Origin of the sequence: Ferrimonas sp. (genome assembly GCF_048263965.1) — a bacterium.
Classification (GTDB): domain Bacteria; phylum Pseudomonadota; class Gammaproteobacteria; order Enterobacterales; family Shewanellaceae; genus Ferrimonas.
In genome coordinates this window covers 22,803-46,714 of the sequence record NZ_JBLXDO010000025.1, presented here as the reverse complement: position 1 = coordinate 46,714, position 23,912 = coordinate 22,803, and the positions used below count along the sequence as shown (strand labels likewise).

Annotated in this window: 22 protein-coding genes; 11 read left to right on the top strand and 11 right to left on the bottom strand. The window is 60.2% G+C overall.

Features of this window, described 5'->3' with window-relative positions:
• Positions 1–36: 36 nt before the first annotated feature.
• Positions 37–795 carry a DUF6776 family protein gene (locus tag ACN0RV_RS17360; protein WP_417349569.1) on the bottom strand — a complete coding sequence of 253 codons (759 nt, stop codon included), beginning with the start codon at positions 793–795 and terminating at the stop codon, positions 37–39.
• Positions 796–869: 74 nt separating this feature from the next.
• Between ACN0RV_RS17360 and ACN0RV_RS17355 the strand changes: the two genes are divergently transcribed.
• Entirely contained in the window at positions 870–2,516 is a 1,647-nt protein-coding gene (locus tag ACN0RV_RS17355) for a chloride channel protein (RefSeq protein WP_417349567.1), read from the top strand.
• Positions 2,517–2,730: 214 nt separating this feature from the next.
• Complete coding sequence (gene hemL / locus ACN0RV_RS17350; RefSeq protein WP_417349585.1) at positions 2,731–4,017, top strand: glutamate-1-semialdehyde 2,1-aminomutase; 1,287 nt, start codon at positions 2,731–2,733, stop codon at positions 4,015–4,017.
• Between the two features lie 67 nt (positions 4,018–4,084).
• On the opposite strand, the gene phbB is transcribed toward hemL, so the two are convergent.
• Positions 4,085–4,822 (bottom strand): acetoacetyl-CoA reductase, encoded by a 738-nt coding sequence (phbB, locus tag ACN0RV_RS17345; RefSeq protein ID WP_417349565.1) that lies wholly within the window; start codon positions 4,820–4,822, stop codon positions 4,085–4,087.
• A 242-nt stretch (positions 4,823–5,064) separates the two neighbouring features.
• Between phbB and pyrB the strand changes: the two genes are divergently transcribed.
• The 3 genes from pyrB (at position 5,065) to ACN0RV_RS17330 (ending at position 6,957) form a co-directional block, all read left to right on the top strand.
• Positions 5,065–5,988: an aspartate carbamoyltransferase gene (gene pyrB / locus ACN0RV_RS17340; protein WP_417349563.1), complete on the top strand. Its 924-nt coding sequence runs from the start codon at positions 5,065–5,067 to the stop codon at positions 5,986–5,988.
• A 3-nt stretch (positions 5,989–5,991) separates the two neighbouring features.
• Entirely contained in the window at positions 5,992–6,453 is a 462-nt protein-coding gene (gene pyrI, locus ACN0RV_RS17335; RefSeq protein WP_417349562.1) for an aspartate carbamoyltransferase regulatory subunit, read from the top strand.
• 126 nt (positions 6,454–6,579) lie between these two features.
• Positions 6,580–6,957, top strand: a complete 378-nt coding sequence (locus ACN0RV_RS17330) for a hypothetical protein (RefSeq protein ID WP_286340335.1) — start codon at positions 6,580–6,582, stop codon at positions 6,955–6,957.
• 60 nt (positions 6,958–7,017) lie between these two features.
• On the opposite strand, the gene ACN0RV_RS17325 is transcribed toward ACN0RV_RS17330, so the two are convergent.
• The 6 genes from ACN0RV_RS17325 to gshA form a co-directional block, all read right to left on the bottom strand.
• Positions 7,018–7,506, bottom strand: coding sequence for an outer membrane beta-barrel protein (locus tag ACN0RV_RS17325; protein WP_417349560.1), 489 nt, complete (start codon positions 7,504–7,506; stop codon positions 7,018–7,020).
• A 204-nt stretch (positions 7,507–7,710) separates the two neighbouring features.
• The gene (locus ACN0RV_RS17320) at positions 7,711–8,526 is read right to left on the bottom strand and encodes a DUF2797 domain-containing protein (RefSeq protein ID WP_417349559.1); all 816 of its coding nucleotides are present in this window, start codon (positions 8,524–8,526) and stop codon (positions 7,711–7,713) included.
• A gap of 108 nt (positions 8,527–8,634) precedes the next feature.
• A complete protein-coding gene (locus ACN0RV_RS17315) occupies positions 8,635–9,174 on the bottom strand; it encodes a hypothetical protein (protein ID WP_417349557.1) in 540 nt (179 codons plus the stop codon).
• 9 nt (positions 9,175–9,183) lie between these two features.
• Positions 9,184–10,404 carry a S1 family peptidase gene (locus ACN0RV_RS17310; protein WP_417349555.1) on the bottom strand — a complete coding sequence of 407 codons (1,221 nt, stop codon included), beginning with the start codon at positions 10,402–10,404 and terminating at the stop codon, positions 9,184–9,186.
• 233 nt (positions 10,405–10,637) lie between these two features.
• Positions 10,638–10,913, bottom strand: coding sequence for a YihD family protein (locus tag ACN0RV_RS17305; RefSeq protein WP_417349553.1), 276 nt, complete (start codon positions 10,911–10,913; stop codon positions 10,638–10,640).
• A gap of 139 nt (positions 10,914–11,052) precedes the next feature.
• The gene (gshA, locus tag ACN0RV_RS17300) at positions 11,053–12,633 is read right to left on the bottom strand and encodes a glutamate--cysteine ligase (RefSeq protein ID WP_417349551.1); all 1,581 of its coding nucleotides are present in this window, start codon (positions 12,631–12,633) and stop codon (positions 11,053–11,055) included.
• Positions 12,634–12,962: 329 nt separating this feature from the next.
• Between gshA and ACN0RV_RS17295 the strand changes: the two genes are divergently transcribed.
• Positions 12,963–14,252 (top strand): NAD(P)/FAD-dependent oxidoreductase, encoded by a 1,290-nt coding sequence (locus tag ACN0RV_RS17295; protein ID WP_417349549.1) that lies wholly within the window; start codon positions 12,963–12,965, stop codon positions 14,250–14,252.
• 3 nt (positions 14,253–14,255) lie between these two features.
• Here the strand turns inward: ACN0RV_RS17295 and ACN0RV_RS17290 are convergent, their stop codons facing one another.
• Positions 14,256–15,125 (bottom strand): LysR substrate-binding domain-containing protein, encoded by an 870-nt coding sequence (locus ACN0RV_RS17290; RefSeq protein WP_417349547.1) that lies wholly within the window; start codon positions 15,123–15,125, stop codon positions 14,256–14,258.
• A gap of 202 nt (positions 15,126–15,327) precedes the next feature.
• Here ACN0RV_RS17290 and ACN0RV_RS17285 point away from each other — a divergent pair, with 202 nt between their 5' ends.
• The 5 genes from ACN0RV_RS17285 to rsmS all read left to right on the top strand — a co-directional run bounded on the left by ACN0RV_RS17285 (position 15,328) and on the right by rsmS (position 18,969).
• On the top strand, positions 15,328–16,458 hold the full coding sequence (locus ACN0RV_RS17285) for an S-(hydroxymethyl)glutathione dehydrogenase/class III alcohol dehydrogenase (RefSeq protein WP_417349546.1): 1,131 nt from the start codon (positions 15,328–15,330) through the stop codon (positions 16,456–16,458).
• Between the two features lie 55 nt (positions 16,459–16,513).
• Positions 16,514–17,353: an S-formylglutathione hydrolase gene (gene fghA / locus ACN0RV_RS17280; RefSeq protein ID WP_417349544.1), complete on the top strand. Its 840-nt coding sequence runs from the start codon at positions 16,514–16,516 to the stop codon at positions 17,351–17,353.
• Positions 17,354–17,422: 69 nt separating this feature from the next.
• Entirely contained in the window at positions 17,423–17,821 is a 399-nt protein-coding gene (locus ACN0RV_RS17275) for a thiol-disulfide oxidoreductase DCC family protein (RefSeq protein ID WP_417349542.1), read from the top strand.
• Complete coding sequence (locus tag ACN0RV_RS17270) at positions 17,818–18,534, top strand: SDR family NAD(P)-dependent oxidoreductase (protein WP_417349540.1); 717 nt, start codon at positions 17,818–17,820, stop codon at positions 18,532–18,534. The genes ACN0RV_RS17275 and ACN0RV_RS17270 overlap by 4 nt, the downstream gene beginning before the upstream one ends.
• Positions 18,535–18,804: 270 nt before the next feature.
• Complete coding sequence (gene rsmS, locus ACN0RV_RS17265; protein ID WP_417349538.1) at positions 18,805–18,969, top strand: pleiotropic regulatory protein RsmS; 165 nt, start codon at positions 18,805–18,807, stop codon at positions 18,967–18,969.
• A 39-nt stretch (positions 18,970–19,008) separates the two neighbouring features.
• On the opposite strand, the gene mrcB is transcribed toward rsmS, so the two are convergent.
• Positions 19,009–21,387 (bottom strand): penicillin-binding protein 1B, encoded by a 2,379-nt coding sequence (gene mrcB / locus ACN0RV_RS17260; RefSeq protein WP_417349537.1) that lies wholly within the window; start codon positions 21,385–21,387, stop codon positions 19,009–19,011.
• Positions 21,388–23,862 (bottom strand): ATP-dependent helicase HrpB, encoded by a 2,475-nt coding sequence (gene hrpB / locus ACN0RV_RS17255; RefSeq protein WP_417349535.1) that lies wholly within the window; start codon positions 23,860–23,862, stop codon positions 21,388–21,390.
• Positions 23,863–23,912: the final 50 nt, after the last annotated feature.

Below are 23,912 nucleotides of genomic sequence, written 5' to 3'. Positions count from 1 at the left end.
CTCTGGCGCGGATTATCTAATACCCGACTGTTAGGTTCAAGTTTTCTCCCCGTTGTCGGTGGAAGTTTCCTCCTCAAACCCGACACCGGTCAACTCCAGGAAGGGGTAGGCCTGGTCGGTACTGCCCCCCTTTTTCTTGCTGCTGAGGCTGACTCGCACCTGCACCTGGTCCGCCACGAAGTTGTCCGGCAGCCGGTAAGCCCCCTCCAGCTCCTGAAAATAGCGGAAGGAGAATCCCAGGGTTTTGGCTTCCACCCCCAGATCAGTCAGGCTGTAGGTCACGGGACGCCCCTTAAGACTGCCCTTGATGCTGATGGCCACCTTGCCCTTGGAGAACCCCTTGCGCTTTTTCTGCTGAGTCAGCACCAGCTTGTAGCGATAATGGTCGCTGTCACCAATCTGCTCCATCGCCAGCTCATGGATCACCACCCCATCGGCGCTCTTCTCCGGCGCCATGATGTTGCGGTAGAAGATCAGCTCGGTATTGAGTCTGTCCACCTGCCCTTGCAGGTTCGCCATCATGGCCACGGTGTCGGCCTGGGACTGACGCTCCGCCTGCAGGTCGATCTCCAGCGCAGCCTCGGACTCGGTCAGGGCGCGAATCCGCTCCTGCTGCAAGGCGATCTGGGTCTGCAGATCCCGGTTTGCTCCCCCCTGGATCACCTGTTGAGGCAGAGACAGCAGGTAGCCAACGGCCACCGCCATACCCAGTATCAGCAGCAGCACTCCCCCCCTGGGATTGAACTGCTGTTCAAAATGTTTGAGAGCGTGCCAGCGATGTTTCCAATTCTGCATAGTGAAACGACTTGAATATTGTTAAGCTCTAGTCACCTGAAGCGACCCTATATGCCATGTTCCGCAACAGCCCAATGAACCTGTCCCAAGCTAAACTCAGTGTGCATCTCTGCCTGCTGGGCTTGCTGGTTGGGTTGGCCGCCGGCCTGTTCCTGCTGCTGTTCCGGTTCATGATCGATCTTGGCCAGGGACTTATCCTGGACAGCCCGGACGATTTTAGCGACCTGCCGTCCCTGTGGCGAGCCCTTCTTCCCGTGGCCGGTGCCGGAGCCATCGCCCTCATCGCCGCCTTCACCGCCAGCAAGTACCGCCGCCTGGGCATCGCCTACGTCATTCACCGCATCAAGGTCCACTACGGCAGCTTGCCTCTGGGCAGCGCCATGAACCAGTTTGCCAGTGCGGTGATCGCCCTGGCCAGCGGCTTCTCCGTCGGTCGGGAGGGACCGGCGGTTCACCTGGGGGCCACGGTTGCCACAGGTTTTGCCCGCTACTGGAAGCTGCCGGATAACGCCCTGTCTGTCCTGGCCTCCTGTGGCATCGCCGCCGGGATCAGCGCCACCTTTAATTCTCCCCTGGCAGCGGTGCTGTTTGTGCTGGAGGTGGTACTGAGGGAGTACCGCATCCACACCTTCCTGCCGATCCTCATCGCCTCGGTGACCGGCAGCGTGGTCACCCAGAGCGTGTACGGCAACATCCACCTCTATGACCACTTCGCCATGGAGGTGTTTCCCGTCGCCCAGTACCCGCTGCTGCTGCTCAGCGGTCTGCTCATCGGCGGCATCGCCGCCGGGTTCAGCCACGGCCTGATCACCATCACAGAGATCAGCCAGCGCTGGCCCATCACCCTCAGGCTGATGCTGGCCGGAGGCTTTACCGCCCTCATTGGCCTGCAGCTGCCTCAGGCATTGGGCACAGAACACGCCGCGGTAAGCATCGCCCTGAGCGACAACCCGGGGCTGCTGCTGTTGCTGGCGCTGCTCGGCGCCAAGATCCTGGCCACCTGGGCCGCCATCGGCCTGGGGATTCCAGGCGGCATTATCGGTCCCCTCTATGGCATCGGGGCCGTGGTGGGCAGCCTGATCGCCTGGGGCCTGACCCCGATGTTTCCCCAGCTCCAGCCCTTCATCCCCCTCTACGCCGTACTGGGGATGACCGCCATGATGGGGGTGTGCCTGCATGCGCCCATGGCCGCCCTGCTGGCCCTGTTGGAGCTGACCCAGGACGCCTCCATCATCCTGCCGTCTCTGTTGGTCACCCTGCCCGCCTACCTGCTGGCCTACTCGGTGTTTGGCTCCCGCTCCATCTTCCTCAGCCAGCTGGATGCCCAGGGGCTGGAGTACCGGGTCTCTCCCACAGAGGCGGGCCTGCAGAAGACCGGGGTGATGGCCCTGGCGGATCGCCAATTTGTCATAGGTACGCCTAATCAGAGCGACGAAGACCTACTGAAACTGATGAATGAAGCCAACCAGCAACGACTGTTGCTGCGGCATATGGACCGATGCGAACTGGTGAGCCTGCACGCCAACTACGACGACGACACCCCGCTGATGCGCACCGACGCATTTCCCCTGCCCCAGACCGCCACCCTGGCGGAGGTGCACAGGCTGCTCAACCGCAACAGGCAGAAGGCGGTGTACATCTTCGACACCGGGCTGGACCACCCCATCGGCGTCATCACCTGGACCATGCTGCGACAGGCACTGAGAGCCAAACACTTCTAGGACGTAAGGAAAGTGAGCCCCACCGCAAGCTGGACAGGAGATCCTTGCCAACCCAGGTCACAAAATGCCACCCTTGCGCCTTTGCAAGGGAACTGTCATTGGCCGACGTTTGTCGATACCATGCACACAGTTTCCGGCCTCCGCCCCGATGGGAGCGGATCGCCGACCCAATACCGTTAGCGGGCGCCCGTCGCCCTACCCAGGAAGGATAATGATGAATCGCTCCGAATCCCTGTTTGAACAGGCTCAAAAGACCATCCCCGGCGGTGTGAACTCCCCGGTACGCGCCTTTAAAGGTGTGGGCGGCACTCCCGTCTTTATCGAGCGCGCCGACGGCGCCTATCTGTACGACGTGGACGGCAAGCAGTACATCGACTACGTGGGTTCCTGGGGCCCGATGATTTTGGGCCACAACCACCCGGCCATCCGTGACGCCGTGGTTCAGGCAGCCAACAACGGCCTCTCCTTCGGTGCCCCTACCGCCGCCGAAGTGGAGATGGCAGAACTGGTCTGCGACATCCTGCCTCATGTTGAGCAGGTGCGTATGGCCAACTCCGGCACCGAAGCCACCATGAGCGCCCTGCGCCTGGCTCGCGGCTTCACCGGTCGTGACAAGTTCATCAAGTTTGAAGGCTGCTACCACGGCCACGCCGACTGCCTGCTGGTGAAAGCCGGCTCCGGCATGCTGACCTTCGGTGAGCCCACCAGCCCAGGGGTACCTGCGGACTTTGCCAAGCACACCCTGACCGCCACCTACAACGACCTGGACTCCGTCAAGGCGCTGTTCGAGTCCAACCCGGGCCAGATCTCCAGCATCATCCTGGAGCCTGTTGCCGGCAACATGAACTGCATCCCGCCGGTAGAGGGCTTCCTGGAAGGCCTGCGTGCCCTGTGTGATGAGCACGGTGCCCTGCTGATCATTGACGAAGTGATGACCGGCTTCCGTGTCTCCCTGACCGGTGCCCATGGCCACTACGGCGTTCGTCCTGACCTGGTGTGTCTGGGCAAGGTCATTGGCGGTGGTATGCCTGTGGGTGCCTTCGGCGGTCGCGCCGACGTGATGCAGCACCTGGCCCCTGCCGGCCCGGTATACCAGGCCGGCACCCTGTCCGGTAACCCCATCGCCATGGCCGCCGGTATGGCTCAGCTGAAGCTGCTGCGCGAGCCCGGCGTCTACGATGCCCTGGCTGCCAAGACCGAGAAGCTGGCTCTGGGCCTGAAAGCCGCTGCCGACAAGGCCGGCGTGCCCATGGCCATCAACTACGTGGGTGCCATGTTCGGTGTGTTCTTCACCTCCGAGGAGAAGATCACCCGTTACGACCAGGTGACCCAGTGCAACATGGAGCAGTTCAACGCCTTCTTCCACGGCATGCTGGAGGAGGGGGTCAACCTGGCGCCTTCTGCCTATGAAGCTGGCTTCCTCTCCATGAGCCACAGCGACGAAGATATCGACGCCACCATCGCCGCCGCCGAGCGGGTACTGGCCAAGATCGCCGGTTAATCCGGACGTCGAACGCAGAAAGGGCAGCCACAAGGCTGCCCTTTGTTGTTTTTCAGACTGAAAAACTTCAGTACATGTGCATGCCGCCGTTGGCGGAGAGATCGCTGCCGGTAATGAAACCGGAGTGGCGGTCCACCAGGAAGGCCACCGCATGGGCCATCTCCTCCGGCGTCCCCAGGCGGCCTACAGGAATCTGCTGCCTGATGCTCTCCAGCACCTCCTGCGGTACCTTGGCCACCATCTCAGTCATCACATAGCCCGGAGACAGGGTGTTCACCGTCACCCCCTTACGGGCCAGCTCCTGGGACAGGGACATGGTGATGCCATGAATACCGGCCTTGGAGGCGGCGTAGTTCACCTGACCAAACTGCCCCTTGCGACCATTGACCGAACTGATGTTGACGATGCGGCCATACCCCTTTTCCGTCATGCAGCTGGCAGCGATGCGGCACATGTTGTAGGTACCGGTAAGGTTGGTGTCGATCACCTGTTGCCACAGGTCCGGCGTCATCTTCTTCATCACCTTGTCTCTGGTGATGCCGGCAGCATTGACCAGCACCTGAACCGGGCCGTGGATCTCCTCGGTGCTGATGTAGGCGTGGAAGCAGGACTCGTAGTCCGCCACGTCCAGTTGCACCAGTTCGCACTCCACTCCCTGCCGCGCCAGAGCACTCTGCCACACCCGCCCCTTTTCCAGGTCTCGACAACCTGCCACCACCTTAAACCCCTGTGATGCCAGCTCCTTGCATACTGCGGTGCCAATACCGCCGGTTCCCCCGGTAACCAAAGCCACTCTGTTTTCCATTGCAGACTCTCCTTGTTTCAATGCCTGTGCCTAGAAGACGGGAGAAAGATGACAGCAGCAAGACGGACAGATGACCGACTGGTGAACTCCGACCTCTTCAGTTTTTAGGCGGAATCAGACTGATAGTTGATGAGAAGGAGGCCGAGGTGGTGTGATTAAACCCTGAACACTGCTATAATCGCCTTCCGGCTGTGTCTGGCCCGCAGACACATTCGGTGAATGCCGATACCTAGGGAATCAGCATGACAAACCCTCTCTATAACAAGAACATCATCTCTATTGCGGACCTGTCCCGAACCGAACTGGAACTGATCGTCTCCACCGCACAATCGATCAAGTGTGAACCCCGTCCCCAGTTGCTCGCCGGCAAGGTGATCGCCAGCTGTTTCTTCGAAGCCTCCACCCGAACCCGACTCTCTTTCGAGACCGCCGTCCAGCGTCTTGGCGGTACGGTGATCGGTTTCGATTCCGGCGGCAACACCTCCCTGGCACAGAAAGGGGAAACCCTGGCGGACTCGGTCAAGGTGATCTCCTCCTACAGTGACGCCTTCTTTATGCGCCACCCCCAGGAGGGCGCTGCCCGACTGGCCAGCGAGTACTCTTCGGTCCCGGTGATCAACGGCGGCGACGGCGCCAACCAGCACCCCACCCAGACTCTGCTGGATCTCTTCTCCATCTATGAGACCCAAGGCACTCTGGAGGGGTTGAAAGTGGCCTTCGTCGGCGACCTCAAGTATGGCCGTACCGTTCATTCTCTGGCCCAGGCCCTCTCCCTGTTCGGCTGCCAGTTCTACTTCGTGGCCCCGGACGCCCTGAGGATGCCCGATTACCTGTGTGAAGAACTCAGCGACGCCGGCATCCAGTTTACCCATCTGGAGAACCTGGACCAGGTGATGCCTGAGCTGGACGTGCTTTACATGACCCGGGTGCAGAAGGAGCGGTTCGACCCCACCGAGTACCAGCACATGAAATCCAAGTATGTGCTCACCGCTGCCATGCTCAAGGAGGTGAAGGACAACCTTAAGATCCTCCACCCTCTGCCGCGGATCGATGAGATCACCACAGATGTGGATGACACCCCCTACGCCTACTACTTCGAGCAGGCGGAGAACGGAGTCTATGCCCGCCAGGCACTGCTGGCACTGGTGCTGAAGGAGGAGTTGTAAGCCATGTCCAAGAACAAACTCAAGGTGGAAGCGATCGCCCAGGGTACAGTGATCGATCACATCCCTGCCGGTATGGGAGTGCGTATCCTCAAGTTCTTCCAGCTCACCGACAAGAACGAACGCATCACCGTCGGCCTCAATCTGCGCAGCGGAGACACCTATACAAAGGATCTGATCAAGGTGGAGAACACGGTGTTTACCGTAGAGCAGGCCAACCAGCTGGCGCTGTTTGCCACCGAAGCCACCATCAATGAGATCAACGACTTCAAGGTGGTCAACAAGTACAAGGTGCAACTGCCGGACGCCATCAGCGGCGTGCTGCGCTGCCCCAACTCCAATTGCATCACCCGCCATGAAAGCGTGGCGACCCGCTTCTACGTCACCGAGAAGCACACTGGCACCACCCTTAAGTGCCACTACTGCGAAAAGAGCTTCCAGACAAGCCTCTTCTCCGAGCTCAACTGATGCCAAAAGGCCGGGAACTCCCCGGCCTTTCCTTTCGCTTGCCTGGCGAGCCCGCCTTGGTTAAAGTAGCGGCCCGATCGCAAAGCGATCCCTTTTTCAACTTCCCGTGCCCAGAAGAGAGGCCCCATGAACATTATCCCAGTTGCGGAATTTGCCAAACCCGAAGTGAAGCGCCACCACAAGCCTCGTCACCTGAAGAAAATGGGCATTGGTGAGTTTGCCTCCACCTGTATCCACATCCGCTTCGAAGCGGACCTGGAGCAGTTTGACAAGCTGGATGACGCCGTATTCGGTGCCGCCAACGACAACGTGGGCACTTTCCTGGCCTACTTCAACAACCAGTACCATGTTGCCATCCACTTCTTCAGCAAAGACGCTACCGTAGAAGCGGAAGCCACCCGCCTGACTGGCATCATCGAAGCGGCCCTGGGCAGCAAGCCGGAGATGACCATCTACGCCGGTGATGAAAACTACGGCGACTGGGATGCGACCTTCGAAGGTTAATCCGCTCCCCTGAGCACAAAAAAAGCCGCCCTTGGGCGGCTTTTTTTGTTTTCGGGCAATTTAGAAGTTAAAGCGAAGACCCAGGGACCACTGATCCAGGTCCTCATAGGAGGTAAAACCTACTTCCGCCGCCACGGCATCGGTAAACTGATAACCCAGGCCTACCACGCCACCCAACTGCCAGTCATCGGCACTGGCAGTGCGACCATCCAGTTTCGCTTCAACGTCAAAGTTGGTGTAGCGGGGAGCCAGATACAGATAAGCACCCTGTTCAAAGTTGAACTGACCACGCAACTCCAGTCCGTAGAGGGTCTTGAGATCGATATCCACCGGGCCAATGGAGTCATCAGCAACACCGAATCCCAGGTGCAACGAGGGGGTGACCACAAAACCGTTTTGATAGTCATACTCATAACCGGCGCTCAGCACCAGGGCACCTAGGTCGATGTCATCTTCGGACACCTGAGCATAGTCGGCACCAACAATCCAGTTGGCGGAAGCGGCCATTGGCAGGGACGCCACCAAGGCGGCCAGCAACATCTTTTTCATCGTTCATCTCCTGAAACAACAACGGGCGGTTTGTATCCGCCTCAGACTGCAATATTAGCAAAAGATTTATTTGATTCAATGACTTCTGCCATAGAGCCAAAATAAAGATGTAATCAAATTTAACCACGCCAACAGCATGGAGCCGCCAAACGAAGAAAGCCGCCCGAGGGCGGCTTTGCGTCATGACACCGGACTTAGCAGCTGTTACTCATCCACCACCCTGACTTCATAACCGGTAAATTTGCGAAGGTTGATCACCCCGGAATCGAAGATCAGGTACTGGCCCTTGATGCCCATCAAAGTACCGCTGACCCTGGGCGTCTTGTCGAAGTTGAAGGTGGAGACCTTGGTGGGAAATTCCGACACCGGGTAGTGGATATCCACCACAGACTCGTCCAGCACTTCGATGGCGTCCTCACCAAACTCCGCCTTGATCCCCTCCAGGCGTTGCTGGATCTGAGGCAACAGGCAGTGGGCCTGAGCACGCAGATCCATGGGCTCATTGTTGCCCTTGAGCATCGCCCGCCAGTTGGTCTTATCGGCGATAAACTCCCCCAGGGCGACCTCCACCAGGCCTGAGATATATCGGCTGCGCACCTTGAGAATCGGCAGCCCCTGGGTGGCCCCCTGGTCGATCCAGCGGGTAGGCAGTTGGGTGTGGCGGGTGATCCCCACCTTCAGCCCGGAGGTGTTGGAGAGATAGACGTAGTGAGGCACCATGCACTGCGCCTCGCCCCACTCAGGCTCGCGGCAGGTGCCGGCAGCGAAGTGACAGGTCTCCGGCTTCATGATGCACATGTCGCAGCGAGCCAGCTTCTTCATGCAGGGAAAGCAGTGCCCCTGGGAGAAGCTCTTCTTGGTTTTGCGGCCACAGGCATCGCAGTAGATGGCACCTGTGTACTCCAGGGTCAGTGTCTTACCGATAAAGGGGTTGAGGGGCACACGCTCCTCACCCAGCCTCAGATCATACTCCACCACACCGGCCAGGCGGCTGCTCATCTTCTTCAGGGTTCCTTGCATGGGTCCTACTGTCTCCTTGGGTTCATCCCGCCAGTGTATCAGCCCCCCAGATAAAGCAAAAACGGCAGGGGAGTGCCCCCCTGCCGTTTGCTCAGTGCCTGCTCAACCTCAGGGCTGGGAGGGTTCTGAGAAGTAGAACTGATACTCCTCAAGCAGCTGCGTCACCTTGGGGTCCGCGTTCATCTGCTCCAGGAAAGGCTCCACCGTGCTCAGTACCCAGGTCGCCGCCTCCTTGGCCAGGGCAGTGTTACCCTGGTCTGCGTAGATGTTCTTAGCTTCGGTGAAGTTCTCACGAAACTGGTACTTGGAGACGCTCTGGTTGTGTACCCGAATGTCATAGGTGATCACCAGATCGTTGTTGGTCACTACGGGCAGTAGGCCGAGGGACCCCCCTGCCAGCATCGCCGAGGTCAACCCTGCCGCCGAGCCCCCTGCGGTCATCTCGAACTCGTGGCTGACCACCAGTCTGAGGGGACTGCCGATCAGCTCACCGTTGAGCTGGGCAAACTCGGGCGTCCGCTGCAGAGTCTCCTGCAGTGAATCCAGGTTCATCGAGGTCAGATACATCATCGGAGGCAATTCTCGCCCCTGGGCGGGAGCCAATGCGGTGATGGAGGCCAGAGTCAGGGCCAATAAAGTGTGTTTCATGCTCCCTCCTTATTGATAACAGACCAGCTTAACCACAGAGGAGAGTGCCGCCTCGTTGGCGACACGGATATCCCCTTTCAGATTCGCTTCCCTCTGGATAAAGGGGATCTGATGCTTGGTCAGAAACTTCTCCACATAGCGGGCATTGAGTGCAAAGTTGACGTTCTGGGGCAAGACCCCGGACTCAATCAGCTTGGAGGGGTTGATGGTGCTGACGGTCACCCCCAGCAGTTCGCCGCCATCGGAGACCACGGGGCCACCGCTGGAGCCGGGCTGAATTGGTGCTGAGAACTGAAACAGCCCCACGGAGCCCTTCAGGGCGCTGCGGGAGCTGACGTTACCCCGGGTCAGGTTAGGGGAAGAGGCCAGAATTCCCTGAAGGGGGTAACCCACGTTGGTCACAGGTTCCCCCAACAGAAGCTCGGTATCGTGTCGCAGTGGCAGGTAGTCTTCTGTCCTGGCACCGGTATCCACCACCGCCAGGTCCAGCAGCCTGGAACTGGCACTGATGCGGGCGTCCTGCTCATGATCGCCGGCGATCACCTTGGCCACCATGCACTCCCTGAGCACATGAGCCGCCGTCAGGGCCTGACCCTCGCCATTGATGTAAAAGCCTGTGCCAGTAGCCACTGGCTTCTCCATATTCACCAGCAGCTTAGGGTCTGCCTCCTTCATGGGACGGCGTGCCAAAAAGCTCTGACCACCCGGCTTGGTGGCATTGAGAAGATCCACCACCATCCGCTGGCTGGCTCTCAGCGTGGCGTTGTACCAGGCCGCCTCATTGCCAATACTGCCCATGGAGGCGGAGTGCTTCTTGCTGCCCTCCCTCACCAGTTTGTGGTCGGCGTCATACACCTTGTAGGTGAGCACCATGGTGATGTCACCGCCATCGAACTTCCACTCAGGGTCGATATCCACCAACAATCCATAGGGTTGCTCAGAATCGCGGTCCAGCAGCCTGGCATCACTGAAGTAGGCGGCAAAAGCATCCTGAACGCCATTGCCCAGGGCCTTGCCAGGCTCGAGCCAGACGTTCCAGCTGTCCAGGTAGAATCGATTGTTCAGCTCCATGGGGGGCAGATAGTAGGCCACAGGCACGGCAACCGGCAGAACCACGTCCTTGCTGACCTTGACCCCTCTGGGCAACTTGTTGGCGCTGAGTTTGGTGTTGGCACAACCCACCAGAGTCAGGCTGAGAAACACCCCAAAAAGCAGCTTGGCTATTCGCATGTATATTCCTTGATCTTCTGCGAAGGCTCGCCATGACCCCATGGCGGCCAGGGACAGGATCGCCCCCCCAATCAACGGATTGGGCGATCCTGATGCGCAGCTTGTGCGCATATCAGGGGCATCATCTTGCCCGGCCAATCCCTGAACAGCAAGAAAATCATCTTATTAAGCAGTGCTTTAGGGCAAAAGAAACGGCAGCGCTATGGCTGCCGTTTTTAGGGAAATGAAGAAGATTACTCTTCGTCGATGCCTCTGGCCTTGAGGATGGCACTCTTCCAGTCGTAGTTCTCTACGTAATCCTTCTGAATGCCGGGGATCATCGCATCCTTGTCGGTACCGCCCATTTTCAGCTGGTAGATCAGCGTATCGTCGGTCAGATCGCTGAGCGCCCCCTTGAAACCCGCCTCATCGGCGATCTTCTGCAGCATCTGCACCAGATTCAGCTCCTGATCTTTCTGCCAAACAGGCTCCAGCAGCTCCAGTAACTCCTCAATTCGATGGCAAGCCATGACTCTCTCCCTATCAGATTCTTTCCCAGAATCATATCCCGCCGAATCATGATCTCAAGGGATATTCGCCCTCGGATTTTTCATCTGAGACTGAAGCGGTTTCACCCTCTGGCAGATGACTGTTAACGACCATGACGGATCAGACTTCCTGGCTCTTTTTCTCCTGCAACTCCTGGAGCTGCTGTCGCCTCAACGAATCGGCGGCCTGATTTTGCATCAGCGCAGAATCGAAGCTCGAGAGGGGGGCACTCAAGAAGAACGCCTTGTGCCTTTGTGCTTGCGCCAAAGCAAAGGAGCGAAAGCTGCCTGCCGCCGCGACTCCCTCCATAATCCTGGCGGACGGGGTCAGGCGGCTGTCCTCAACCTTGGCCCGTTGCGTCAGCACAGATTGATGGTGAGCCTGAATCCTCCCCAGCCAATCTGATCCGCGCTCCCGATACTGAGCCAGGTCCAGCAGTCGAGCCACTGTCTCGATCCCGTCCAACAACTCAGTCGCGGCCCTCTCCAGGGGGCACAAACGCCCTCGGCGCCTCAGCATGGCTCCCGGACTGCGCCCTTCCAACGCGACACAGCGCTTGTTGAATTGTGCTTCCTCCTGTTCCGCTATAGTCAACGGCGGGCTGTCCGCCAACAGGCAATAAAGCATGAATGCGTCCAGGAAATGAATCTGCCCCTCATCCAGTCCATGAGGCAGGAAGGGGTTCAGATCCAGCGTTCTGAGCTCCACATACTCCACCCCTCGGGTCGTCAATGCCTGAAGCAGGGATTCCCCCTCAGCCAGGCGACATTTGGGGCGAACATCACTGTAGATCTCGCTTTCCGATTGGATCCTGTTGCCATTGAGCTGTTGGGGCTCCTCACTGTCCAGAGAGCCGAACCGCAGAAACTCCGGATGAGGGGTCTCCATCGCGCTCGACAGATCCTCCAGATACGCCTCCAGTCCCGCCAGAGAGGGCGATGGCTGATGGCTGGCGTACCCCAGATCGCTCACCCTCAATGAAGTGGCCCAAGGCAACCCCAGGGTCAGTTCATCCAAAACCAGGAGTAACTTCGAGGCTTCGTTGAAGCAGCTGCGCTCCATCATCGGCGATGCCCCAAACAGGTAGGCCAGCAGCCAGCTGTAGCGCTGAACATTTCGCATCAGGCCAAAATAGGCATAATCACTGAGTTCTTCATCGGCGGGCAGCTCAGGCCACAATGCTTCGGCGTACTGCCAAAACGACTTTGGCATGGAAAAGTTGTAGTGCACCCCGGAGATCATCTGCATCGCCCTGCCATAACGGTGCCCCAGGCCCCGACGATAGATCATCCGTTTTCTTCCCTCTCTGGAGGTGCCGTACTGAGCGATGGGGATCTCCGGCTCCGGTGGCAGCGTACAGGGCATGCTCGCCGGCCACATCAGCTCCTCCCCCATCACTCCAAGGGTAAATCTGTGCAGCCTGTCCAACTGCTCCAAGCTCTCCCAGGGGTGTACAGCCACCGGAGTCACCAACTCCAACTGAGATTCTGAGTAATCCGTGGTGATCTGCCCATGGGTCAGGGCGGCCCCCAATTCGGTGGGGTGAGCGGTCAATGACAGCTTGCCCTGGGGAGTCACCCGGAGCCCCTCTTTTTCTATCCCGCGGCTGAGGCCGGCAAGAAGTGGCAAGGCTGATGAGCTCATCAGCAGTTTGACCCTGGAGTGCAGGGCATCCGATGGCAAAGAGGAGGCGTGTGTCATGGCTGGGGCTCGACCCGAAGGTTAAAAGAATTTCCGGGAATCCTATCCACAGTGTCAGGTCAGCAGAATCACCCTCATAGCAAAACTGTTTTTCCCGCTCTCAACAATGGCCTCACCCTGCAACTCCCCTCCTTGTGGGCGCCACCTGAGCCCGAAAACCGACTCTCCCGGCCAGGAACCGCGCAATTGTGAACTCAGGGGAAAAAATCAATTGCACCGAAGGGGAATTATCAACTCAGTGGGAATAAGTATTGTTGTCCCATCATTTTTCTCGCCCCGGTTCTGGCTGTTCCGGCAACCGATACGGGGCCCAATATAGGACACGATCCATGACACGAATCCTGGTGATCGGCGGCGGAGCCGGCGGTATGGAACTGATGGGCAAGTTGGGCAAGCGCCTCAACCGTCGCTCCGACGTTGAACTGACTCTGGTGGACATCAGCAGCCACCACATCTGGAAACCTCTGCTCCATGAGCTGGCCTCGGGCAGCCTGGATGAAGGGTTGAACGCGGTGGACTACCGCGCCCACGCCGCCCGAAACGGCTACCGCTTCGAACAGGGCGAAGTCATCGGGCTGGATCGCTTCGCCCGCCGGGTAACCCTAGCGCCTCAGACCGACGCCCGGGACAAGGTGCTGGTGCCCGAGCGCACCCTGGAGTACGACTACCTGGTGCTGGGAGTCGGTGCGGTCACCAACGACTTCGACATTCCCGGTGTCAAGGATCACTGTGAATTCCTCGACCTCACCCAACAAGCGATGTCGCTGCGCCAGAAACTGCTGAGACGCTTCTTGGAACAGGCCCGCGCGGAGCGTCCCGAGCCCTTCAACATCACCATAGTGGGCGCAGGGGCCACCGGCACCGAGATGGCGGCAGAGATGCACCATGTCGCCGAGATCCTGGAAGGGTATGGCTACGCCGTAGGCCCAGAGCAACTGCAGGTGAACCTGGTGGAAGCCGGCCCCCATGTGATGCCAGCGTTGCCCAAGCCCTGCCTGAGAGAGGCAGTAGAAGAGCAATTGGAAGAGTTGGGTGTTCAGCTGTTTACCGGCACCAGGGTGACCAGGGTCGATGCCAGAGGGCTGCATACCCAGAATGACCAGATGATTCCGTCGGATATCACCATCTGGGCGGCGGGTGTCAAAGGTCCCCAGGTACTGTCAAAGCTGGGACTGGAGGTCAATGACCAGAATCAACTGATGGTGGAGGCCAATTGCCGCAGCCTGTCGGACTCACGAGTCTTCGCCTTTGGTGACTGTGCCGCCTGCCCCCAACCCGATGGCAGCTACACGCCGCCGAGGGGACAGACCGCCAGGCAGATGGCGCTGATGATCGCCGATAACCTGCTGCGGTTACTCGACGATGAGGAGGCCCCACTCAAGGAGTACCTGTACAAAGACCTGGGTTCCTTCGTCAACATGGCCAGATTCCACACCGTCGGCAACCTGTTCTCCTTCATTCGGGGAGGGATCGCCGTTCAGGGCTGCCCCGCTCGCTTTGTCTATGCCAGCCTCTACCGCCGTCATATGCTGGCCCTGCATGGTCCGATAAAGGGCCTGGCACTGTTGGCACTCAACGGCATGCAGCGTTGGTTTCGCCCCCAGCTCAAGCTCTGGTAAGGCTCAAGTCAGGCTCTCCACCAGATAGTCCACCAGCAACCGGACCTTGGGAGAGAGGTGGCGGTTATGGGGGTAGAGGGCCCAGACCCCCTCCCCCTGCTCACTCAGGTGATCCAGGACCGACATCAGTTGGCCACTGGTCAGATACTCCTGGACATAGTAATCGGGCAACTGGGCCAGCCCCAGCCCCTTTAGGGCCGCATCGGTAAGGGCCCAACCGCTGTTGCAACGCAGTCTGCCCTTGACCCGCACATTGCGGGAGCGCCCCTGCTCCTGGAAGCGCCAGTAATCCATGGTGCCCACCAGACACTGGTGCCGGTCCAGCTCGGTCAGAGAGTGGGGCTCTCCGTAGGTGGCCAGATACTCAGGGGAGGCACACACATACAGCTGACGACTCGCCAGTCGTCTGGCCATCATGCTCGAGTCCTCCAGCTTGCCCAGGCGTATCGCCAGGTCCATCCCCTCCTCCACCAGGTCCAGCCTCTGGTTGGTCAGCACCAACTGCACCTCCAGTTCCGGGTAGCGCAGAGCGAAGTCGTTGACCAGAGGCGCCAGAGTACGCTCTCCAAAGGTGACCGGAGCGGTGACCCTAAGCTGGCCCCTGGGGGTATCCTGCAGGTTGGTCACCGCCCGCTCCGCTTCAGAAAGACCATCGAGCACCTGGCGACAGTGCTGATAGTAGGTGCGACCGGCGTCGGTCAATGACACCTTACGGGTGGTTCGATACAGAAGCTTGGCCGCCAGACGGCTCTCCAGGGCACTGACCTGACGACTGACCTGAGCGGTGGAGATCCCCAGCCGCTTTCCTGCCGCGGTAAAACTTTCTGTCTCCGCCACGGCCACAAACTCGCTGACCCCAGCCCATTCGCTCATCACTTTCTCCTTACCACTCCGAAGCCCGCCCCCGGTTAAGGCTGACTATACTGCCCTTGGCAGTGTTGTAACATCCACCGATTATTACATATTAGTAAAAGTCATTTTATCGCAAGGTGGATTATCAACTTTAAAGTAAGGAATAAAATGGAACCCATCTGAACACACATCCGGTGTGTTTTTCTCAATACAGGAAGAGTCCATGACTGCACAAACCATCCGCTGTAAAGCCGCCGTGGCCTGGGCCGCGGGCCAGCCTCTCTCCATGGAGACCGTGGAGGTCATGCCCCCTCAAAAGGGCGAAGTTCGCATCAAGATGATCGCCACTGGCGTCTGTCACACCGATGCCTTCACCCTCTCCGGTGACGACCCTGAAGGCATCTTCCCCTGCATCCTCGGCCACGAAGGTGGCGGCATTGTCGAGTCCGTGGGCGAAGGCGTCACCAGCGTTCAGGTCGGCGACCATGTTATCCCGCTGTACACGCCTGAATGTGGCGAGTGTAAGTTCTGCAAGTCAGGCAAAACCAACCTGTGTCAGAAGATTCGTGAAACCCAGGGCAAGGGCCTGATGCCTGACGGCACCACCCGCTTCTCCGTGGACGGCAAACCCATCTTCCACTACATGGGCACCTCAACTTTTGCCGAGTACACCGTACTGCCGGAGATCGCCCTGGCCAAGGTCAACAAGGAAGCCCCCCTTGAGGAGGTGTGCCTGCTGGGTTGCGGTGTCACCACCGGCATGGGTGCGGTGATGAACACCGCCAAAGTGGAAGAGGGTGCCACTGTGGCTGTCTTTGGCCTGGGCGGCATCGGCCTGTCCGCCATCATCGGCGCCAAGATGGCCGGTGCCTCCCGCATCATCGGCATTGACATCAACGAGAGCAAATTCGAACTGGCCCGTAAGCTGGGCGCCACCGATTGCGTCAACCCCAAGCATTTCGACAAGCCCATCCAGGAAGTGATCGTCGAGATGACCGACGGCGGTGTCGACTACTCCTTCGAGTGCATCGGTAACGTCAACGTGATGCGCAGCGCCCTGGAGTGCTGCCACAAGGGCTGGGGCGAATCTGTGGTCATCGGCGTTGCCGGTGCCGGCCAGGAGATCAGCACCCGTCCCTTCCAGCTGGTTACCGGCCGGGTATGGAAAGGCTCCGCCTTTGGTGGCGTGAAGGGTCGCTCCGAGCTGCCCGAGTACGTGGAACGCTACATGCGCGGCGAGTTCAGACTGGACGATTTCATCACCCACACCATGGGCCTGGAGGACGTCAATGACGCTTTCGACCTGATGCATGAAGGCAAGAGCATCCGCACCGTCCTTCACTTCGACAAGTAAGCAACTGACTGGCCCGGCTGAGAAAGCCGGGCCTTTGTGCCACAGAGAGACTTAAATGAACCTGGAAAACATCAGCGTCAACAAGAGCTTTGGTGGCTGGCACAAGAGATACAGCCATCACTCCAGCAGCCTGAACTGCTCCATGACTTTCGCCATCTTCCTGCCGCCACAGGCCAGTGAAGCCAACCCGGTCCCGGTGCTCTACTGGCTCTCCGGACTCACCTGCACCGATGAAAACTTCATGCAGAAAGCGGGAGCCCAGCGCATCGCCGCCGAGCTGGGTGTGGCCATCGTCGCTCCAGACACCAGCCCCCGAGGCGAAGAGGTCGCCAACGATGAGGGCTATGACCTGGGCCAGGGCGCCGGTTTCTATGTCAACGCCACCCAGGCCCCCTGGAATCGCCACTACCGCATGTACGACTATGTGGTCGAGGAACTGCCCAAACTGGTGGAAGCCACCTTCCCGGTCACCGGCCAGCGCGCCATCAGTGGTCACTCCATGGGGGGCCACGGCGCCCTGATGATCGCCCTGAAGAACCCAGACAGATACCAGAGTGTGTCCGCCTTCAGCCCCATATCCAATCCGGTGAACTGCCCCTGGGGCCGCAAAGCCTTTACCGCCTACCTGGGTAACAATCTGGAAGCCTGGCAGGAACACGACAGCTGCGTACTGATGCAACGAACCAAACAGTTCCTGCCAACCCTGGTGGATCAGGGGGAGTCCGACGAGTTTCTGACGGAGCAGCTCAAACCCGAAACTCTTGAGGCTGCGGCCGAAGTAAGCGCTTACCCTCTCGTTCTCAGGCGTCACCCTGGCTACGACCACTCCTACTACTTTATGGCCAGCTTCATTGAGGAGCACCTGCGTTTTCACGCCAAGCACCTGGTGATCTGATCATCTTGACTGAGATCGATTCCTTGAGGCGCCTCGTATCACAGGGTAATTCCCGGATGCGGAGCGCCTATGCCCTTTACCCTGTTTGTCGATAACCAATGCCCCCTGTGCCGACGCGAGTGTCAGCACCTGCGACGCTGGGACAGGCTCAATCGTCTTCGCTTTGAGGAGATCACCGATTCCGCCTGGCACAATCGCTTTCCCCAGGTAGATCCGAAGCGCTGCCAAAGAATACTTCACGGGGTGGATGAGCGCGGGCACCTGCACACCGGTCTCGAGGTCACCCTGGCCGCCTGGGACAGGGTGGGGCGAGGGCACTGGGTCGCCTGGCTTCACTGGCCACTGCTGCGGCCGGTTTCAGACCTTGGGTACCGCTACTTCGCCCGCCACCGCCACCGCATCTCGTCATGGATCTTCAATGAAGCGCCCTGTGCTCAGGGGCAGTGTCAACTGGGGAACAAGCGATGAGCGTCGAAGTGGTGATTGGTGCCAGTGGGGGTTTGGGTCAGGCACTGGTGCGCCTCTCCATGGTGGTGCCCGGTACCCGGGTGATCGCCATCAGTCGCACCACCCTGCCCCCGTTCACCCACCCGGCCCTCCAGTGGATCTGTTGCGATAACAGTCCTGGCGCCATCAACAAGGTGATCGAGGATCTCACTCCCTGTGCTGAGATGATTGCCCGGGTTACCCTGTGCAACGGCCGCCTGCACGATCGCGATCTGATTCCGGAAAAGAGATTGGAGCAGTTGAACGAGCAGTCTCTGACCCGGCTGCTGCACAGCAATACCATAGTGCCGGCACTCTGGCTTAAGGCTCTGATCCCGCTTCTGACCGCCACTCCCAGGGTGGTGCTGACTGTGCTCAGTGCCCGGGTGGGCAGCATAGGGGATAACCACCTGGGTGGCTGGTACAGCTACCGGGCCAGCAAGGCCGCCCTCAATCAACTGTTGCAATGTTGCGCCATCGAAGCCGCCCGTCGAGCCAAAGGCGTAAAACTGGTGGCCTACCACCCCGGCACCGTGGACACCCGGCTTTCCCGCCCCTTCCAGCAACGACTGCGACCCGGTCAACTGCATAGCCCGGAGCAAGCCGCTCGCCACCTGAAACAGGTCACCGCCGCTCTGAAGCCCGACGGGACGCTGAGTTACCTGGACTGGCGGGGCGAGACCATTCCCTGGTAACGGCGCGTAGCGCACCAGGGCATGCCACAGCCACTTTAGCCCCTGCCGGGACAGAAACGATCCCACCGAAAAAAAGCCTGAAAAACGTATTACGCAGCAAGGTGGCCTAACTGAACGGCAACGCCATCAGCTACAATGGCTGTGAGTCAAAGCGCGATTACTATGGCTGCCTCACCTGGATACGCTGTGAAGCCCTGGGGTATGAGATTCAGGACTAGAGCACCGGCCCTGCAACACGTACAATGCGCCTCCCCAACATTGGAGAACATCATGTCCCTGGATGACGCCCCGCAGGAGATAAAACTGGCTGTGGATCTGATCTATCTGCTGGAAACCAATGAGATCGACCCGGATGTGGCGCTCAAGGCCCTAGCCATCGTGGAGAAGGATCTGCGCAGTAAACTGCCCGCAGACCCCACCGACAACACCCCTTAGGCAATCTGGCTTCGCCGGGAACCGCGCTCAAAGCCTCCCTTAAAGCCCTAACACCCGCTCCAACCAGTTGCGCTCTCTCCCCGCGCCGTCACAGCCGGTGGGGTTGGGCCAGCTTCTGACGTCCGCCGGCAGGGCTTTGACGCCGTGACAATCTTCGGCCACCGCCACACCGCGCTCATTAAAGTAGCCCTGTCGTGTCCCCTCAGGCGGGGTCAACACCAGAGACAGGGGATCTCGCTGCACCAGGTAGCGACGATAGAGAGGCAGGGCGGCACTGGAGCCATAGAGATTGGCGGCACCGTTGTCATCCCTGCCTACCCAGGTGATCACCACGTCCCTGTCATCGAAGCCAGCAAACCAGGCATCCCGGCCATTGGAGCTGGTGCCGGTCTTGCCCGCCAGGGTCATCCCGGGGAACGCCTTGGCCAGCCGACGGCCTGTTCCCCTGGCCACCACTTGAGTCAATAGGTGATCCACCAGATAGGAGGCCTGCTCCGGCAATGCCTGACGACTGCGATCCCTGTGCTCAGCCAGAGCCACATTCTCCTGGTCCAGCACATGGCGCACCGTATGCAGTTGCTGATAACGGCCACCGTTGGCCAGGGTTTGATAGACCTGAGCCAACTCCAGAGGAGACCCCTCCATGGACCCCAACAGCATAGAGGGCACCGGGTTGATGGGCTCCTGCCAGCCCGCTTCCATCAGGCTACTCTCCACCTTATCCAGCCCCAGGCTCATCCCCAGGTTCACCGTGGGCACGTTATAGGAGCGCACCAGGCCTTCGGACAGGGGTACCTGCCCGCGGTACTGCTTGTCGTCGTTCTTGGGCGACCAGGTAGAGCCGCCGCTGCTCTTCAGGGTGATGGGTTCATCCTTCACCGGCGTAGCCAGATTAAAGCGCTGAGGCTGGGTCAGGGCGGTCAGGTAGACAAAGGGCTTCACCAGAGAGCCGATGGGACGCCGCGCATCCCGGGCCCGGTTAAACCCCTTAAACTCGGGATTGCGATCGCCCACCATCGCCAGCACGCCTCCCTGGTAGCGATCCACCACCACCATGGCACTCTGCAAGCTGTCATCCTGGCGGTCCCGGCTGAGCTGATCCATCCCCTGACTGACCGCCTGCTCCGCCGCCTTCTGCGCCAGGGGGTCCAGGGTGGTATACACCTTGAGTCCGGAGCGCTTCAGGGTCTGAGGACCGTAACGGTTGGCCAGCTCGAAGCGTACCTGCTGCATAAACGCAGGCACCCGATGGCGCTGTCGGGACTTGGCATCGCGCACACCCAACCCCTGCCCTGCAGCCTGCTGATACTGAGTGCGGGAGATCAGCCCCTCCTCCAGCATCAACTTGAGCACCAGATCCCGCCGCTGAGCCACCCGCTCAGGGAAACGCCAGGGGTTGTAGTAACTGGGCCCCTTGATCATCGCCACCAGGGTGGCTTGCTGGCCTATGGTCAGCTCCTCGATGGGACGATGGAAATAGAAGCGGGCCGCCAGCCCGACACCGTGAACCCCTATGCTGCCATCCTGGCCCATGTACACCTCATTGAGGTAGGCCTCTAAGATGGTGTCCTTGTCGTAGCGGTAGTCGATGATCAGCGCCATCAACGCTTCCCTGACTTTACGCCACAGGGAGCGCTCCCGGGTCAGGAAAAAGTTCTTCGCCAGCTGCTGGGTCAAGGTTGAGCCCCCTTGAACGGTCCGGCCCGCCTTGAGATTCACCACCAAGGCCCGAGCGATGGCCAGAGGGGCCACACCATGGTGGTGGTAGAAATCGCGATCTTCGGTGCGCAGCAAAGCATTCACCAGGCTCTCAGGGATCTGCTCCCTGGGAATAAACAGCCTGTCCTCCCGGTCACCGGCAACAATGCGGTCAAGCAGCAGGGCCTCCAGATGAACAAAGCCGAGATCCCGGCCATCACTGGAGCGCTGCAACCGGGTGATGCGGTTGTCACTGAAACGGATCATCACCTTCTGAGCCGGTTCGAAGCCACCCGGGCCATCATAGGCCCGCTTGAACAGCTCCACCCTGTCGCTGGCCACGGCAAACTCCCCTTCCCGTCTGGGGTTGCCTGTGTTGCGGTAGCCCAGTAGGGCCAGCTCCTGTTTAAGCTGGGCATGGGTGATGGGCGCCCCGGGATAGATGGCCATGGGACGGGCGTAGATCTGCGCCGGCAGGTGCCAGCGCTGCCCCTCAAACTTGTCGGCAATGACCTGGTCCAGATAGACGCAGTAGGCTGCGGTAAGACCACTCAGGGTCAACAGGCCAATCAGGGCAATACCCAGCAGGCGTTGGCTCCAGCGGCGAGGCTGTGTCTGACGACCTCTCTTACGTGCCGGGCCCTTTCGAGCTGGCGCCTTGCGGGTCGCCGCTTTTCGCGGCTTCGGGCGGGTGGTCGTGCGACTGGGCTGTTTGGCCATCTACTGCTGTTGCATCCTCTTTTTGGTCACTCGGGTTGCCTGGGTGTTGGCGGGATCATCGGGCCACAGGTGTTTGGGGTAGCGCCCCTTCATCTCCTTTTTCACCTCGTTCCAGGCCCCTTTCCAGAAAGCGGCCAGATCTTCGGTCACCTGCAACGGCCGGTGAGCCGGAGAGAGCAGCTCCAGAGTCACAGGCAACTGACCCCGGGCCAGCCTGGGGGTGGCCGCCTCACCATACATCTCCTGAACCCGAACCGCCAACTTCACTCCTTCAGCATGGTATTCAAGCCTCAGGCGACTGCCTGTGGGGGCCTGCCAATGGGTGGGCAGAAGATCATCCAGTTGCTGCTGCTGGGCCCATTCCAGGTTGGCCTGAAGGATCCCCTTAAGATCCAGCTTCTTCAGCTGGGAGACCCGCTTCAGACCGGTCAGGTAGGGACCCAGCCACTGCTCCAGATCCTCATTCAGGGCCGGGTCGCTGAGATCCGGCCAATTCAGTTCCGGGCAGAGCCTGCGGGCGTGGTACAGCCTCAGGCGCCACTGTTCGATGGCGTCACTCCAGGGCAACAGGCCCAGCCCCTGGCGACGAATCGCCTCCAGCAAGGCCTGGCGATAATCCTCGTCGCTGATGTCGGTTAGCGGCAGGCGCTTCAGGGTCAGGCTGCCCAGCATCTGTCTCTGCTCTGCCACCAGTTCGCCACTCTTGCTGTCCAGGTGCTGGGCACGCTTGCTGGCGATCAGGTGCGGCAATGCCTGGGTCAGCAGCGACAGCTCCACCTCTGCGGCGAGATGAATCAGGGCATCCCCCTGCCCCTGACGTTCAGACAGCTGAGCCGCCACCAGCAAGCTGCTGCGCCCCTGCCAGGGATCATCCTGGGGAAGGGTGGCCCCGCTGCCTCCGCTGAGTTGATAACGACTGTCCTTGCCCCTGGCCTGGGCAATGCGGTCCGGATAGGCCAGCGCCAACAACAGACCGGCGTGGTCGCCGGAGGCGGGCGCCCCTTTGCACCCCAGTTGGGCACGCCACTTCTGCGCCTGCTGTTTGGCGGGGCCGGCCAGCTTACCCAGACGCAGCTCAATGTCCACGCCTGCTCGGCGCCCACGCAGGGGGTCCGCCTCCTCCAGCAGTGCCGCCAATTCGCACGCCAGAGTCTGCAACCCGGCGACGCCAAGATTCCGCTCCAGCTCTGCCGCTTTGAGTAACATGTGGCCGAGGCGAGGATCGCTGCCGAGGCGATGCACCTGGCGCCCCATGGGGGTCAGCTGGTGCTGCTCATCCACCAACTCAAGTTGCACAAGCAGAGTCCAGGCACGACTCATGGCGGCCTTAGGGGGCTCGGTCAACCAGCTCAGATCCGTCGCCTGTCGGCAGCCCCAGGCCGCCAGCTCCAGTGCCAGATGGGTCAGGTCCGCCGTGGTGATCTCCGGGGCGTCACTCTCCCCCAGCCCCTGCTGCATCCCCTCGCTCCACAGACGCACCCCATGACCGGGCATCAGTCGCCCGGCACGGCCGCTGCGCTGGGCCGCAGAGCCCTGGCTGATGCGCACCGTCTCCAGTCGGGTCAGCCCACTGCGCAGGTTGTATCTTGCCTGGCGCTGCCAACCCCCGTCCACCACCACCGAGATGCCGTCGATGGTCAGGCTGGACTCGGCAATGTTGGTGGCCAACACCACCTTACGGATACCGGATGGGGGCGGGGCGATGGCCTCATCCTGCTCCCTGGGGGACAGCTGCCCATAGAGAGGACAGAGCCTGACACCGTCCGCCAGCCCCTGCTGCAACTGCTCCTGCGCCCGGCGAATCTCAGCCTGGCCAGGGAAAAAGGCGAGAATATTGCCCTCCCTCTGGCTCAGTTGCCGGCGAATCTGGGCTACCGCGTGATTGACCCAGGGCTCACCTTGGGGCACCGGCTGGTACTCCAGCGACACCGGATAGCTGCGACCCTCGCTGCTCACCTTAACCGCCTCACTCAGGCACTGTTCAAAGTTCTGCCCCTCCAGGGTGGCGGACATCAGCATCAGGGTCAGATCCTCCCGAAGCCCCCCCTGGACCTCCAGAGCCAGGGCCAGGGCCAGATCCGTGGCGAGATGACGCTCATGCACTTCGTCAAACAGCACCAGGCCCACCCCCTCCAGTTCGGGGTCACTCTGGATCTGACGGGTCAGGACTCCCTCAGTGACGATCTCCAGCCGGGTACGGGCGCTGACTTTGGTCTCTCCGCGAACCCGCAGACCCACGGTTTCCCCCACCCTCTCCCCAAACTGCGCCGCCAGATAGCGGGCGATGGCCCGGGCAGCGATACGCCGGGGCTCCAGCAACAATATCCGGCCCTCCACCTCTGGCCAGCCGAGCATGGCTAAGGGCAGAGCCGTGGACTTACCGGCGCCTGTGGGAGCCTGAAGGATGATCTGATTGTGGGAGGCCAGGGCCTGGCGCAGCGGGCCAAACACCTCCTCAATGGGCAGAGCGGACAAGGGGACAGCGTTCCTCAGAAGGATAGAAACCGACAGTGTACCGCCGGGGT

Excerpts from the sequence above, each read along its gene's own strand:
- hemL (WP_417349585.1), top strand. The coding sequence starts at position 2,731 with ATGAATCGCTCCGAATCCCTGTTTGAACAGGCTCAAAAGACCATCCCC.
- mrcB (WP_417349537.1), bottom strand. The coding sequence starts at position 21,387 with ATGGCCAAACAGCCCAGTCGCACGACCACCCGCCCGAAGCCGCGAAAA.
- ACN0RV_RS17275 (WP_417349542.1), top strand. The coding sequence starts at position 17,423 with ATGCCCTTTACCCTGTTTGTCGATAACCAATGCCCCCTGTGCCGACGC.
- rsmS (WP_417349538.1), top strand. The coding sequence starts at position 18,805 with ATGTCCCTGGATGACGCCCCGCAGGAGATAAAACTGGCTGTGGATCTG.
- pyrI (WP_417349562.1), top strand. The coding sequence starts at position 5,992 with ATGTCCAAGAACAAACTCAAGGTGGAAGCGATCGCCCAGGGTACAGTG.
- ACN0RV_RS17315 (WP_417349557.1), bottom strand. The coding sequence starts at position 9,174 with ATGAAACACACTTTATTGGCCCTGACTCTGGCCTCCATCACCGCATTG.
- pyrB (WP_417349563.1), top strand. The coding sequence starts at position 5,065 with ATGACAAACCCTCTCTATAACAAGAACATCATCTCTATTGCGGACCTG.
- ACN0RV_RS17270 (WP_417349540.1), top strand. The coding sequence starts at position 17,818 with ATGAGCGTCGAAGTGGTGATTGGTGCCAGTGGGGGTTTGGGTCAGGCA.
- ACN0RV_RS17320 (WP_417349559.1), bottom strand. The coding sequence starts at position 8,526 with ATGCAAGGAACCCTGAAGAAGATGAGCAGCCGCCTGGCCGGTGTGGTG.
- ACN0RV_RS17290 (WP_417349547.1), bottom strand. The coding sequence starts at position 15,125 with ATGAGCGAATGGGCTGGGGTCAGCGAGTTTGTGGCCGTGGCGGAGACA.
- ACN0RV_RS17305 (WP_417349553.1), bottom strand. The coding sequence starts at position 10,913 with ATGGCTTGCCATCGAATTGAGGAGTTACTGGAGCTGCTGGAGCCTGTT.
- ACN0RV_RS17325 (WP_417349560.1), bottom strand. The coding sequence starts at position 7,506 with ATGAAAAAGATGTTGCTGGCCGCCTTGGTGGCGTCCCTGCCAATGGCC.
- phbB (WP_417349565.1), bottom strand. The coding sequence starts at position 4,822 with ATGGAAAACAGAGTGGCTTTGGTTACCGGGGGAACCGGCGGTATTGGC.
- ACN0RV_RS17285 (WP_417349546.1), top strand. The coding sequence starts at position 15,328 with ATGACTGCACAAACCATCCGCTGTAAAGCCGCCGTGGCCTGGGCCGCG.
- ACN0RV_RS17310 (WP_417349555.1), bottom strand. The coding sequence starts at position 10,404 with ATGCGAATAGCCAAGCTGCTTTTTGGGGTGTTTCTCAGCCTGACTCTG.
- ACN0RV_RS17330 (WP_286340335.1), top strand. The coding sequence starts at position 6,580 with ATGAACATTATCCCAGTTGCGGAATTTGCCAAACCCGAAGTGAAGCGC.
- ACN0RV_RS17360 (WP_417349569.1), bottom strand. The coding sequence starts at position 795 with ATGCAGAATTGGAAACATCGCTGGCACGCTCTCAAACATTTTGAACAG.
- fghA (WP_417349544.1), top strand. The coding sequence starts at position 16,514 with ATGAACCTGGAAAACATCAGCGTCAACAAGAGCTTTGGTGGCTGGCAC.
- ACN0RV_RS17295 (WP_417349549.1), top strand. The coding sequence starts at position 12,963 with ATGACACGAATCCTGGTGATCGGCGGCGGAGCCGGCGGTATGGAACTG.
- ACN0RV_RS17355 (WP_417349567.1), top strand. The coding sequence starts at position 870 with ATGAACCTGTCCCAAGCTAAACTCAGTGTGCATCTCTGCCTGCTGGGC.
- gshA (WP_417349551.1), bottom strand. The coding sequence starts at position 12,633 with ATGACACACGCCTCCTCTTTGCCATCGGATGCCCTGCACTCCAGGGTC.